The organism is Runella sp. SP2, from assembly GCF_003711225.1.
Classification (GTDB): Bacteria; Bacteroidota; Bacteroidia; order Cytophagales; family Spirosomataceae; genus Runella.
Map to the genome: position 1 here is coordinate 6883654 of NZ_CP031030.1, position 13085 is coordinate 6896738.

Below are 13085 nucleotides of genomic sequence, written 5' to 3' on the forward strand. Positions count from 1 at the left end.
ATACCTTCGGGCTAAAATCATTGTTTCATTTTACTGATATTTTCCTCAAAACAATGAAAAATCCCTATTTCTCGCTCTTACAAACGGCTTGGCGATATGCACGTAAGGAAAAAGGGCGATACGTGTTGGTGTATGGCCTTTTTGTCCTTGCCAATGTGATTTTTGCGCTTAATCCTCTTTTATACGGCTGGTTTGTCGAAGCCATACAAAAAGAGGGAACGGGTGTCATCAAGCACGTTTGGATGTATGCGGGTGGCTACTTGTTTTTGATGCTGTTAGAGTGGGCTTTTCACGGTCCTGCGCGGGTCATGGAGCGAGAGCTTGCGTTTAACCTGAGCCGCAATTTTTTAGAAGAACTGTATCACCAGTCGCTGCATTTGCCCGTTCGTTGGCACCAAGACCACCACAGCGGCGCTACCATCAACCGTATTCGAAAAGCCTACGAAGCTTTGAAAGACTTCTTTCAAAACGGCTTTATGTTTTTGCACGCTTTTTCAAAGTTCGTCTTTTCGTTTTTGGCCATTCTTTATTTTTCTCCGCTTTACGGAAGCATTGGCGTTTTGATTGGGGTCTTTACGGTTTGGATTATTTTCAAGTTTGACAAGCCCTTCATCAAAGCCCTCGACGAAACCAACGAAAAAGAACACGTCGTGTCATCGACCTTGTTTGATAGTCTTTCCAACATCATTACGGTGATTACCCTGCGCCTCGAAAAACGCATGGAAAATAGCCTTTTGGCCAAGGTAAAAGAGATATTCCCGCCGTTTCGCCGTACGGTGGTTATCAACGAATGGAAATGGTTTGTGGCCAGCGTGCTCATTGGGGTAATTTATGTGGTGGTTGCTGTTGGGTACGTGTATCAAAACTACGTTCCAAATGAAGTGTTTTTAGTGGGCGGACTGGTCACCTTGTTGGGTTATGTCAATCAATTTACCAGTGTTTTTCAGGATGTTGCGTGGCAATACACCGAAATCATTCGCTATAATACTGATGTTCAAACGGCTCGTTCGATTGGAGAAGCCTACCGTCAGCAGCACCGCGCCGAAGCAACTGAAGTCCTTCCGTCTGACTGGAAAACAATACAAATCAACCAGTTGAATTTTTCGCATCACGATACCTACGACGCTCAAAAATCGGCGCATAGCCTTCATCAATTAAACCTGCGCATTGAGCGAGGCCAACGCATTGCGTTTATTGGAGAAAGTGGTAGCGGAAAAAGTACCCTTTTGGCTTTACTGAGGGGGCTTTACGAACCCGAAAAAGGAGTAAAGCTGAGTATCGATGGAAAACCATTTGAAGGAATTGACCTCATTACGGACACCGTGACGCTGTTTCCCCAAGAACCCGAAATTTTTGAAAATACCATTGCTTACAACATTACGTTGGGACTACCCTTTGAAGAACAAGATATTTGGCAAGTATGCGACACGGCCCAATTTAGCGAAGTAGCCCGTCAACTGCCCAACGGTCTTGAGTCCAACATTCAAGAAAAAGGGGTAAATCTTTCGGGGGGGCAAAAACAGCGTTTGGCGCTGTCTCGTGGTATTTTGGCCGCCCGAAGCAGCGATATTGTGCTACTCGATGAGCCTACCAGCAGCGTTGACCCCAAAACTGAGTCATTGATTTATGAACAATTGTTTGACGAATTTAGGGGCAAAGCCGTACTTTCGTCCCTGCACCGTTTGCACCTTTTGACCAAATTTGACTACGTGTATGTGCTCGAAAACGGCCGAATTGTTGACCAAGGTACGTTCGAGTCCCTCAGGGCCAATAGTCCAGTTTTTCAAGAATTGTGGAAACATCAAGAGAAAACTTCGAGTTAGTGAATCATAACCAAGACATTTATGCTAACCATCAACCCTAAAGACGTTTCAGTACCTGTTTTGCATCATTTTTTGCAAGGTGCGGTGGCGCCTCGCCCCATTGCTTTTGCCAGCACGATTGATGCCGAAGGCAACGTAAATCTCAGCCCATTCAGTTTCTTTAATTTGTTTGGCACAAAACCTCCGACCTTGATTTTTTCGCCCAATCGCCGCGTGCGAGACGGAAGCAACAAACATACGCTGGAAAACGTACAGGTCGTGGACGAAGTGGTGATTAGCATGGTTGACTACGCCATGGTTGAGCAAATGTCGCTGGCGAGTTGTGAATATCCGCGAGGCGTTAATGAATTTGTGAAAGCAGGTTTTACCGAAGTGCCGTCCCAACTGGTGCGCCCGCCGCGTGTTGGCGAATCGAAAGCCGTTTTTGAGTGTAAAGTCAAACAAATCATTTCGTTGGGTGAAGAAGGAGGAGCAGCCAACTTGGTGATTTGTGAAGTAATTCTAGCCCATTTTTCGGAGGATATTTTGGGAGAAGATGGCCGCATCGACCAGCGCAAAACGGATTGGGTAGCCCGTATGGGTGGCGATTGGTACGCACGCGCCTCGGGCGACGCGATTTTTGAAATTCCCAAACCAAGTACTCAAAAAGGCATTGGGGTGGACTTGATTCCTGATTTTATCAAAAATAACCCTGAATTTTCGGGAAATAACTTGGGACGTTTGGGTAACATCCAACAGTTGCCTGAGACCGATAAAATTGAAGCATTTAAAGCCCAACATGCGGGGCAAGATTGGGTAACGACAGCCAAGCAGTACCTTTCGGAAGGAAAAGTAGAACAAGCATGGCTGTCGTTGTTGGCTTCGCAAGGAAGTTAAGCCAACGCTTTCCCTTGCAATATGGGGCGTTTGTCTTTCGCGCCCGACATGCGGTTGATGCTGTTGTCAAAACTTACTGTTAAAGCATCGCCATCAAATTGGCAAATGACGTAATTTCGGTGCGGTGACTCGTAGTAACGTAGCGTTATTTCAAACGTTTTCGGGTCTTTCCACGTACCACTGGCGGCTATTTTGGCGATTTTTTCGGTTTTAATTTTCTGAGAAGCAACCAAATTGGGTCTTGGCAAGTCAGTTTGTCCAAAGACCCATTTTTCTAATCCCACTTCTACTTTATGCTCGCCCGCTGCATCTTTGAGCATAAATTGATACGTACCTCCTTCGCGGTAAGCCAGCGAAATTTGCTGCACATTCATCGAATTTGTTTCGATTTCAAACGCTTTCCCCGATACTTTTACGGCCTCCAAAGGCTTTACATTTCCTTTGGGTGGCAATAAAGCCAATGCTGCCATTCGCTGCTTCAACGCATTGACCGAAGCCGTATTGGCAGGTAACGCCTGCGCTTTCATGGCGGGTAACAAATGCTCCCATACCAAGTCCAAAATCCCCTGCATGTCAGGAGTTTCGCTCGTGATGGCCAGTACTGCGTCTTGGTCGGGCATTACAATCGTGTATTGTCCGTACGCTCCATCGCCTCGGTACGCGTTGTGCTGGCAACGCCAAAACTGATAACAATAGCCTTGAAGCCAATCGTTCTTTTCGTTGGGGCGCGTTGGTTTTGCAGGAGAAGGTTGCTGAATTTTGAAGGTAGTTGCTTCTTCTACCCACGCTGCTGGAATGATTTGTTTGCCATTCCATTTGCCTTTTTGAAGGTACAATTGGCCAAACTTTGCCATGTCTTCGGTACGGACGCGCAAGCCCCACCCGCCCGTGTTGATACCTAACATATCTTCTTCCCAATCAGCCCCTTCAATGCCCAAAGGTTCGAATAAACGAGGACGTAGGTAATCAATGATTTTTTGTCCCGTTACTTTTTGTACAATGGCCGAACACATGTAGGTAGCCATGCTATTGTATAAAAATGTGCTGCCTGGGTCGTTTTGAATCGGGAAAGCCAAAAACGTTTTTATCCAATTGGCTTCATCCCGAATGCTCTGGCCCGTGGGATCCACGCCGTGTCCTACCGACATCGTTAGGAGATCTTTGATCGTCATTTTTGCCAAATAATCACTAACCGTTGCGGGCGCGTATTCGGGGTAAAATGAAATCACTCGGTCGCTGGTTTTAAGCTTGCCTTCATTTACGGCAAACCCTACGGCCGTGGAAGTAAAACTTTTACTCATTGAGTACATGGTATGTTTCAATTCTGCGCGGTAAGGTGCCCACCAGCCTTCGGCCACCACTTGGCCGTGCCGAACGAGCATCATACTGTGAAACTCATGTTTACTTTGAGCAATGGCGTCTAAAAACGCATTGATGTTTGCCGAATCAACCCCTTGTGCTTCGGGCGTACTACGGGGTAACCGAACGGCTGATTTGCTCCAGCTGTCCAACGGCAATGCCGCCGAAAGACCCAGGCTAATTCCTGCCAAACCTAACTGTTGGATAAACTGACGACGCGTAGTTTGCATGCTCTATTTGTATTTTTTTTGTAGAAAAGGAACAAGAATTTTGGCGTATTCACGATAGCCTTGCGGGTTGATGTGTAGGCTGTCTTTGGTATATAGTTCGCTTTTTACCGTACCATTAGGGTGGAATAATGCGGGATTAATATCCACGTACGACAAACGTTTCCCCGTACTGAAGGCTTTTACCATTTGATTGCCTTTGGTCACTTCAGGCCAATGTTGGCGGCGCGACGGCGATAGTTTCATTGACACAAAACAAATGTGAGTTTTGGGAGAACGCTTGTGAATGAGCGATACAAAATCACGATAAGAGTCGAAAAGTTGTTCGGCCGACTTGAATTTTTTTCCTGATAAATCATTCTCTCCTCCGTAAACAACCAATAATTTCGGCTCGTGCGGAATCACCGTTCGTTCTGCATAATGAATCAGTTCGGGAATGGTAGAACCTCCAAAGCCACGGTTGACGACGGGCAATGGGGCTAAGTCGGTTGCCATGTCTTTCCATAGGCGCCAACTGGAACTTCCGTACAAAACTACTTGGCCTTTTTTGATGCCTTTGGTTGCATCTTCTTGCTCAAATTTCTTAATTTCCTCCTCAGAGCGGTCGATTTTATAGTCTAGTGCAAAAGGCTCGGCAATGGGTTGATAGGTGAGGTTACTACGTTGGCAGGAGGCCACTACTAGAAGCAATAAAAAGCTACTTACAAAAAAGTTGCGTTTGGTAAATAAAGGGGTCATAGGTGGAGTGTTTTCTAGTTGAAAGCGCCCAAAGGTTAGAATTTACGCTTAGTCCGAAAAAAAAGCTACCCTAAGAAGGTAGCTTTTTTTGCTCACAAACACTTGACCTAGTTTTCAAAAAAAGATTGTTGATGTGTTTATAATAAGTCTCTTGGCGACGCCGTGAGACGTAGTTACAAGTCAAAGATAAGATATAAAATCGCCATTTCCTCACAAATAGTCCAGTTTTACACAAAAACTAAAATTGTCAGTTGGGGTAGTTCCGACAAACAAAAATCCAACTCTTCATCGAAAAGTCGGATTCTCACATGATACCTAAACCTTTACTCTACTGAAGGATGGAAAACTCTTTTGTTAGATAAAAATCTGATATTGTAACGTCAGGGCACTTCGGCGACCGTTGGGGCTCAGGCGGCCGTCGGTCGCATTTTGATACACTGGACGGTTCTGATAATCGAGCGTAATTTTGGAGTTATGACCTTTAATGAGCCAATTCACCCCAACACTGTAAATACTTGCCGTTTTTGACAAGCGCTGGTAGTTGGCTATTTGAGCCGTGGCGTAGGGCATTAAAGTTCCGTTTTTACCCAATAAGTCGGCGGCGCACAAGTAGCCTAGTTGGCTATAGATCACACTTCCTGTCCCAAACATCGGAAACGCATTGCCTTGCACGCCCGATACCCCCGAAAGTCCTTGGGTAGTTCCACTGGCAGGATTCATGATGCCATTGAAACGCAAATAATTGGGGCCGTAATCGGTATGAAAATAGCCTAAGTATCCCGAAAAGGCAGTTCCTTTAGTCTTATTGATTGGCATATCAGCAAACAATGCCAACGACCACAAATTCATCGCATGATACACCGTGTCTTTGCCTTGGCTGGCGGTGTTCCACATTGCTTTTTTCTGAGAAATAAAGCCACCTTCTAGGTTAAAAATCTTCTTTTTGCCCAAATAAGTACCCGTCATGTAAGGTGTTTGATGCGTGTCTTTGTCGAGCAAATTGTACACCAAAAAACCTTGGTATTGCTTGTGGTGGCCTTTGGCCGCGAAGCTAGCGTTGGTCGAAATCGCAGGTACTGCTGCACCGTTGGTAGTGATGGGGAATGGGTCGGTTAATCCTATACGATAATCCCATTTGCCTACCTGACCACGGGCATAGACGGTGAGTTTGCGAGAAAACTCATCGGTTTGGTCCACAGTGGCTTGCGCAAACACAGGCACATCCATCGTCATAATCGTGGTAACACTCGGTTGGCTAAAGCGTGAAAGCCCATTCAAGATGGTTAGTCCACCTCCAATTTTTAACCAATCTTTGTTGGCAAAAGCCGAATATTCTACCACGGCATCATGGATAAAAAAGCCTACTTTACGGTTGGTCGGCACTCCTTGTGCATTTCCCAAGGCAGGAAAACCGTTCAGGAAGTTGAAGTTATTCATTCCCAATTGGAAATACACAAAGGCGCGGTCAGAAATTTGCCCAAACAACTGTATACGCGTCCGACGAAGACCTAAATCTAAGGTTTGTGAGGCAGGTTCATTTATTACCGTCGTACCTGGATTGCTTTGGTTGAAGCGTACCCAAGTCTGATTCAAAAAAGTAGCTTTAAAGAAGTGCGTACCTGACGCATTGAGGTTATATTTTAACTCATTTTTGTCGGGAGCAGGTTTGACCGAATCCTGTGCCGTAGCAATTCCCCCCGTAAGAAGGAGCATCCAAATAAGGTGCTTCATGGTGCGCTTTTTAAGTATTGTTTGCGCTCACAAAGCACCTACTTGACTATTAATACAGCATGAAAAAAGAATTAAAATCATGTTAAAGCAAAGGTCGTGGACTTAGTTACTAAAAGCCCACTGCAAGAAATCGGGCATTATCCGTGACCAGGTTGCCTGGTCGTGGTGCCCACCTTTTACCTCTACATAACGTACTTCTTTGCCCCATCGAAACCCTTTTCGTTCGAGCTCGGCTACAAGGTCTAATGTATCTTCAATAGAATCAATGACACCGTTGTGGTTTCGGTCGTCTTTCTCATCGTCGGTGCCCGTTTGGAACCAAAAAGTGGGCGCATTTTTTTTAAATTGCTCTCGCCTTACCGACGATTCGCGCACCAAACGGTGCATAATGCGGTCTTGGTGGTCGTCGTAATGATTTTCGTAAGCTCGTTGCCGCCACCAAAACGACCCTGAAAAAACCCCCGCTTTGCCAAAGACTTGGGGATGATGCCACACAATATCAAACGCCGACAAGCCGCTCAACGAAAACCCGCAAAAGACCGTGTGCGGCGGGTCTGTCAGAACCCGATAGTGGTTTTTGATGTAAGGAAGAAGCTCTTCTAATATAAATGAAGTATAAGCACCTGCTTTTGCGCCACGGTGTTTGTAATCGGCTTGGGCTGCCGTGCCGTATTCTTGAATGCGCTCACCGCAATGTATTGCTACAAGAATAAAAGGAGGTACTTGTTGCTGGTGATACAATTCACTTAGTACACGCACCATTTGTAGGCGTTCTAAATCCTGTCCGTCGTTCATGTACAATACGGGATAGGCCGTATTCGTTGCCTCATAGTGAGGCGGTAACACCACGTCCATGACAATGCCGCGATGCAAATGCTGCGAATGAAGTGTTGTGTCGTGTTGTACGACCAGTTCAGAAGGAGTAATGAAGTGTTCCAATTAGATAAAAGCTTTGAAAGGCAACAAAAATACAAATAACCCAATATGGGGTATTAATTTCAAATAATTCATTCTTCCAAACTTTTTTCGGACATTTTTGCGTTTATTTACGAAAACTATCAAAAATTGATTTTAATCCCAAATTTTTCTAATTGCATGAAGTATCCCATCGCGCTGACCCTCACGGTAGTAGCATCAACCGTTGTTTCATTTGCTCAAACCAAGAAAGCGCCCGTAAAACCTGCTACACCTGCTGCCAAAACTGCTGCACCTGCTAAAACTGCTACGCCAGGCAAACCTGCGACAGGCTTAAAAATGACCAATGAGTTAGATTCCGTTGCTTATAGTATAGGTATGAATATTGCCCAAAACTTAAAAGGGCAAGGACTTGATAAAATCAACGTTGGCTTACTTTCTAAAGCCATTCAGGATGTGTTGAAGTCTAGCAAAACCGACCTCGATGATTCTCAGGCACAGATGATTCTTGGCAATTTCTTTAACAAACTCCAAGCCAAGCAGCAGTCGGAAGAAGCCAAAAAATACGAAGCTGTAAAATTAGCTGGCGAAAAGTTTTTGGAAGAAAACAAAAAGAAAAGCGGCGTAGTTACACTTCCTAGTGGTTTGCAGTATGAAATTATGAAAGCAGGTGACGGCCCTAAACCAACGGCCAACAACACCGTAAAAACACATTACCACGGTACGCTTATTGACGGAACGGTGTTTGATAGCTCAGTACAACGTGGCCAACCTGCCGAGTTTCCTGTAGGTGGTGTCATTCAAGGCTGGGTAGAAGCCCTTCAATTGATGCCTGTGGGCTCGAAATGGAAATTGTTTATTCCTTATAACTTAGCATACGGCGAGCGTTCGGCTGGCCCAACCATCAAACCGTATTCTGCCCTTGTTTTTGAAGTAGAGTTGTTAGAAATAGTTAAATGATTTTAGCGGGTTGTCGCTTTTGACATCCACTCGCAAGGCTGGTTTTAGAAGTCGCCACACTAAAGTCAATAAATCAGTTTATGAAAATGAAAAGCCTATTAATCGCCTTAGCTCCAGTGTTGCTGCTTGGTCTGCAACCTGATGATTCTCGCTCGCGGGGAGTGATTGCTTCTCACCCCTCTGCCATTAGTGACGACGACTTGAAGCCTACCATTACCCAAGAAAAGGTGGAGGCGTACGTGACCAAAATTTTCTCGGGATACCATTACCGCAAATTTGGTCTCAACGATTCGTTGTCGAATAAAATGTATGAGAACTATCTCAATGAGATTGACCGTGCAAAGCTTTATTTCTTAGCGAGTGATGTACAGTCGTTTGAAAAATACCGTAACCAATTGGATGAGTCGCTTAGTAATGGTGACTTAACCGCGGCTTACGATATGTACAATACGTTTAGAAAACGCTATCGCGAGCGTAGTGCTTACATTGATAAACTATTGACCAAGCCTTCTTTTGATTTTATGGTCGATGAATCATTCAATACCGACCGCGAGAAAGCAGCTTGGGCTAAAACTCCCGATGAGTTGAATGAAGTTTGGCGTAAACTGATTAAAAACGAGGCACTTGAGCTTAGAATTTCGGGCAAACCCGATTCTTCTATCGTTACTTTACTCAAAGACCGCTACAAAAACCGTGAGCGTAACTTAGGCCGTTTCCGCAGTGAGCAAGTGTTCCAAATGTACATGAACGCTTTCTGCGAAGTGCTTGATCCGCACACGCGGTATTTTTCACCTGCCGATTCTGACCGCTTCAAGCAAGATATGTATCAAGCCCTTGAGGGTATCGGTGCGGTCCTTCGCGAAGACGGAAACTACATCAAAGTAGTAGAAGTAGTGCCAGGTGGACCTGCTTTCAAAGACAAGCGCTTGAAAAAAGATGACCGTATCATCGGGGTAGCCCAAGGCGACGAAGGAAAATACGAAGACATCGTGGGTTGGTACGTGGACGATGCCGTGAAAAAAATCAAAGGAGCCAAAGGAACGGTTGTTCGTTTGCAAGTTTTAGCGGCGGATGCCCTTCCAAGCGATCCCCCAAAAGAAATCCGTTTGGCGCGCGAAAAAGTAAATTTGCAGACTTCTCGGGCTAAAAAGGAAGTGGTTACCATTACTCAAAACAAGCACGATTATAAGATTGGAATTATTCAGATTCCATCGTTTTACCGTGACTTTGAGAGTGCTGGCAAACGTGATAAAGATTTTGCAAGTACTACCCGCGACGTACAAAAGCTATTGGATTCACTCAAAGCTGAAAACGTAGAAGGTATAGTGATAGACTTGCGTAACAACGGTGGTGGCTCGCTTACTGAAGCTATTTCACTCACTGGTTTGTTTATTTCAAAAGGGCCTGTAGTGCAAGTTCGTGAACAAACGGGAGAAACGGAGGTTCAATCGGATCTTAATCCCGAAGTAAATTACGACGGGCCACTCGCAGTACTTACCAACCGTTTCAGTGCGTCTGCTTCCGAAATCTTTGCGGCGGCTATTCAAGACTACAAACGTGGTATTGTGTTGGGCGAACAAACCTACGGCAAAGGTACGGTGCAAACCATGGTGGACTTGAACCAGTGGATTAAAGATCCCGACAAATTGGGCCAAATCAACATTACGGTTGCGAAATTTTACCGTATCAACGGTAGCAGCACGCAGCGCAAAGGCGTGTCACCTGACATTGAGTTCCCGTCGGCGTTTAGTGCCGCTGAGTACGGCGAAAGTTCACAACCAACGGCTCTGCCTTGGGACCAAATCGCTACGGCTCGTTATGATTTGACAAAATACTTGAACGAAAAACAAGTTGAAAAGCTGCGGGAAAAATACCAACAACGCCTCAAAAATGAGCCTGAGTTGAAAACCTTTACGGAAGAACTTGAACTTTTCAGAAAAGCCCGCGAAAATACCGTTGTTTCGCTTCAAGAAACCAAACGTAAAAAAGAGCGTGAAGAAGCAGAAAAGAAACGTCAGGCGTTGAAAAAGTTGGAAACTGAAGAGGAGGATGACGACGAAGGTACGGTAGCTACCAAGCCCGCCGACAAGAAGAAAAAAGATATTTACATGATTGAAACTGAGCGCATCTTAGCCGACTACATCACTTTGTTGAAGTCACCTTCGATGGCCAAACGCTAACTTATGAAATACAAAAAGCACGTTTTTATTTGCGCTAACCAAAAAGATGGTGGCAAAAAATGTTGTGGCGCCGAACACGGAACGGCCCTAGTAGATGCCTTCAAGACATCGTTGAAAGAAAAAAGTCTCCATATTGATATCCGTGCTCAAAAAGCAGGATGCCTCGATGTATGCGCTTTTGGACCTGCCTTAGTGGTATATCCTGAAGGTATTTTTTACGGGAATGTCCAGTTGTCTGACGTCGAAGAAATCGTGGAAAGTCACTTGATAAATGACATCCCAGTCGAACGCTTAAAACTTCCATTCTAAGCCGTTCTTTTGATTTTTGAAAGCCATTGCAGGCTAGTAAACGTTTCAAAACTTTACTTTCTGCAATGGCTTTCTTATTTTTACTAACGCTTAAACCTTCGCCTCCTCTTCATGCTCGAACGTTACTTTTTACTCTCTCATCATCAAACTTCCCTTCGTACCGAGACCATCGCAGGGGTATCGTCATTTTTGGCAACGATGTACATTATCGTCGTTAACCCTGCCATTCTAAGCCAAGCAGGTTTGCCCTTTGGAGCCGTCCTGACGGCGACCGTCTTGCTGTCGTTCTTTTGTAGCTTGATGATGGGGTTATATGCCAAAAACCCGTTGCTCGTTGCGCCAGGCATGGGATTAAACGCCTTTTTCACCTTTACCGTCGTTAAAGGAATGGGTGTGGCGTGGCAGACGGCGCTTGGTGCAGTGTTCTGGGCGGGGGTATTGTTTTTGATATTATCCATTTTCAACGTTCGTACGCACATTGTCAAGGCCATTCCGAAGCCCTTGCGATATGCCATTTCGTCGGGCATTGGCTTGTTTATTACCTTGATTGGTTTTACAAATGCCAAATTTATCGTTGGTAATCCTGCTACGCTCGTTGGGATTGGTAACCTCAAAGACCCTGTACTGGTTACGTTTTTAGTAGGTTTGCTAGTAACGGCGGTGTTGGTAGCCAAACGCGTCACGGGGGGGATTGTCATTGGTATCATTACGACCACCCTTTTGGCCATTCCCATTGGTCGTTGGTGGGGTGATGCGTCAGCGATTAATTTTGGACAAAAAGCCCTCGTCAACTGGAATGGCGTGCTTGCTTCGCCCGATTTTAGCCTTTTGTTTCAACTCGATTTAGGCGGTTCGTTGAGCCTGGCGCTGTTCCCCGTTATTTTTTCTTTTGCTTTCACCGACCTCTTCGACAGCTTATCGACGTTCGTAGGAGTGGCCGAAGCCGCTGATTTGTACGACGAAAACGGCGACCCACGCCACATCAAAGAATCGCTACTAACCGACGCCGTGGCTACTACACTAGCGGGGGTCTTGGGGACAAGTCCAGGCACTGCTTACATTGAATCGGCAGTGGGGATAGAGCAAGGAGGGCGTACAGGTCTAACCGCCGTAATCGCCGCCTTTTTGTTTTTGCCTTTCATGTTTTTATCGCCTTTGCTGTCGGTGGTGCCTAGCATTGCCACTGCCCCTGCCTTGGTGATTGTGGGCGCATTTATGATGAAACCCGTCACCAAAATCGACTGGTCGCGCATGGATGAGGCCATCCCTTGTTTGCTCGCTCTTGTCCTGATTCCGTTTAGTTACTCTATTACGCAAGGCATCATCTTTGGTTTCGTGAGTTGGAGTGTTTTAAAAACGATGACAGGACAAATGAAAGACGTTTCTCCAACACTTTGGGTGATTAACCTTTTTGCCATTGGCTCACTGATTTGGGGACATTGATTTTTCCACTCAATAACTTAATGACAAAAAATAGCGATTCCTGACTACATTTGACTTTCTATTTTTCAATCCATTCAATTTTATTCAAACGCAACAGAACTATGAAAAGAACAGCATCTGCCAACTGGCAAGGAAGTGGTAAAGAAGGCCACGGAACGGTTTCAACGCAAAGCACGGTATTAGACGGAACGCAATATTCGTTCAACACGCGTTTTGCTGATGGCATCGGTACCAATCCCGAAGAGCTCGTCGGGGCAGCCCACGCGGGTTGTTTTACGATGAAATTAAGCTTTGTAATTGGCGAATATGGTCTAACAGCTGATAACATTGATACCAAGGCTACTGTTACTTTTGAAAACGGTGCCATTCCTAACATTCACTTGTCGGTAAAAGCAAGTGTACCAGGCATGACGGCTGAGCAATTTGCCGAAGCTGCTCAAAATGCAAAAGCCAATTGCCCCATTTCAAAATTGTTGAATACCGACATTACCATGGACGCAGAATTGGTGTAGTCCTTTAAAACA

The 13085-nt window shown here is 45.3% G+C and carries 11 protein-coding genes; 7 read left to right on the forward strand and 4 right to left on the reverse strand.

From position 1 onward, the window contains the following. Positions 1-53 precede the first annotated feature (53 nt). Positions 54-1823: an ABC transporter ATP-binding protein gene (locus DTQ70_RS27710; protein WP_122933826.1), complete on the forward strand. Its 1770-nt coding sequence runs from the start codon at positions 54-56 to the stop codon at positions 1821-1823. 21 nt (positions 1824-1844) lie between these two features. After that, a complete protein-coding gene (locus DTQ70_RS27715; protein ID WP_122933827.1) occupies positions 1845-2699 on the forward strand; it encodes a flavin reductase family protein in 855 nt (284 codons plus the stop codon). Here DTQ70_RS27715 and DTQ70_RS27720 read toward each other — a convergent pair. The 4 genes from DTQ70_RS27720 to DTQ70_RS27735 form a co-directional block, all read right to left on the reverse strand. Further along, positions 2696-4288 (reverse strand): serine hydrolase, encoded by a 1593-nt coding sequence (locus DTQ70_RS27720; RefSeq protein WP_122933828.1) that lies wholly within the window; start codon positions 4286-4288, stop codon positions 2696-2698. The genes DTQ70_RS27715 and DTQ70_RS27720 overlap by 4 nt on opposite strands. 3 nt (positions 4289-4291) lie before the next feature. Continuing rightward, positions 4292-5023 (reverse strand): GDSL-type esterase/lipase family protein, encoded by a 732-nt coding sequence (locus DTQ70_RS27725; RefSeq protein ID WP_122933829.1) that lies wholly within the window; start codon positions 5021-5023, stop codon positions 4292-4294. A 354-nt stretch (positions 5024-5377) separates the two neighbouring features. Next, entirely contained in the window at positions 5378-6754 is a 1377-nt protein-coding gene (locus tag DTQ70_RS27730) for a hypothetical protein (protein WP_122933830.1), read from the reverse strand. Positions 6755-6856: 102 nt separating this feature from the next. Further along, positions 6857-7693 (reverse strand): esterase family protein, encoded by an 837-nt coding sequence (locus DTQ70_RS27735; protein WP_229600025.1) that lies wholly within the window; start codon positions 7691-7693, stop codon positions 6857-6859. Positions 7694-7849: 156 nt separating this feature from the next. Here DTQ70_RS27735 and DTQ70_RS27740 point away from each other — a divergent pair, with 156 nt between their 5' ends. From DTQ70_RS27740 to DTQ70_RS27760, 5 genes are all read left to right on the forward strand, one after another. Continuing rightward, the gene (locus DTQ70_RS27740; protein WP_122933832.1) at positions 7850-8629 is read left to right on the forward strand and encodes an FKBP-type peptidyl-prolyl cis-trans isomerase; all 780 of its coding nucleotides are present in this window, start codon (positions 7850-7852) and stop codon (positions 8627-8629) included. Positions 8630-8715: 86 nt separating this feature from the next. Continuing rightward, positions 8716-10809: a carboxy terminal-processing peptidase gene (locus DTQ70_RS27745; RefSeq protein ID WP_122934585.1), complete on the forward strand. Its 2094-nt coding sequence runs from the start codon at positions 8716-8718 to the stop codon at positions 10807-10809. Positions 10810-10812: 3 nt separating this feature from the next. Then, positions 10813-11118, forward strand: coding sequence for a ferredoxin (locus DTQ70_RS27750; RefSeq protein WP_122933833.1), 306 nt, complete (start codon positions 10813-10815; stop codon positions 11116-11118). Positions 11119-11229: 111 nt separating this feature from the next. Beyond that, positions 11230-12561, forward strand: a complete 1332-nt coding sequence (locus DTQ70_RS27755) for an NCS2 family permease (RefSeq protein ID WP_122933834.1) — start codon at positions 11230-11232, stop codon at positions 12559-12561. Between the two features lie 101 nt (positions 12562-12662). After that, positions 12663-13073 carry an OsmC family protein gene (locus DTQ70_RS27760; protein WP_122933835.1) on the forward strand — a complete coding sequence of 137 codons (411 nt, stop codon included), beginning with the start codon at positions 12663-12665 and terminating at the stop codon, positions 13071-13073. Positions 13074-13085 lie beyond the last annotated feature (12 nt).

Bases quoted from the DNA above. Each gene is read 5' to 3' on its own strand.
- DTQ70_RS27750 (WP_122933833.1), top strand. From the start codon at position 10,813: ATGAAATACAAAAAGCACGTTTTTATTTGCGCTAACCAAAAAGATGGT.
- DTQ70_RS27740 (WP_122933832.1), top strand. From the start codon at position 7,850: ATGAAGTATCCCATCGCGCTGACCCTCACGGTAGTAGCATCAACCGTT.
- DTQ70_RS27745 (WP_122934585.1), top strand. From the start codon at position 8,716: ATGAAAAGCCTATTAATCGCCTTAGCTCCAGTGTTGCTGCTTGGTCTG.
- DTQ70_RS27715 (WP_122933827.1), top strand. From the start codon at position 1,845: ATGCTAACCATCAACCCTAAAGACGTTTCAGTACCTGTTTTGCATCAT.
- DTQ70_RS27730 (WP_122933830.1), bottom strand. From the start codon at position 6,754: ATGAAGCACCTTATTTGGATGCTCCTTCTTACGGGGGGAATTGCTACG.
- DTQ70_RS27760 (WP_122933835.1), top strand. From the start codon at position 12,663: ATGAAAAGAACAGCATCTGCCAACTGGCAAGGAAGTGGTAAAGAAGGC.
- DTQ70_RS27710 (WP_122933826.1), top strand. From the start codon at position 54: ATGAAAAATCCCTATTTCTCGCTCTTACAAACGGCTTGGCGATATGCA.
- DTQ70_RS27725 (WP_122933829.1), bottom strand. From the start codon at position 5,023: ATGACCCCTTTATTTACCAAACGCAACTTTTTTGTAAGTAGCTTTTTA.
- DTQ70_RS27720 (WP_122933828.1), bottom strand. From the start codon at position 4,288: ATGCAAACTACGCGTCGTCAGTTTATCCAACAGTTAGGTTTGGCAGGA.
- DTQ70_RS27755 (WP_122933834.1), top strand. From the start codon at position 11,230: ATGCTCGAACGTTACTTTTTACTCTCTCATCATCAAACTTCCCTTCGT.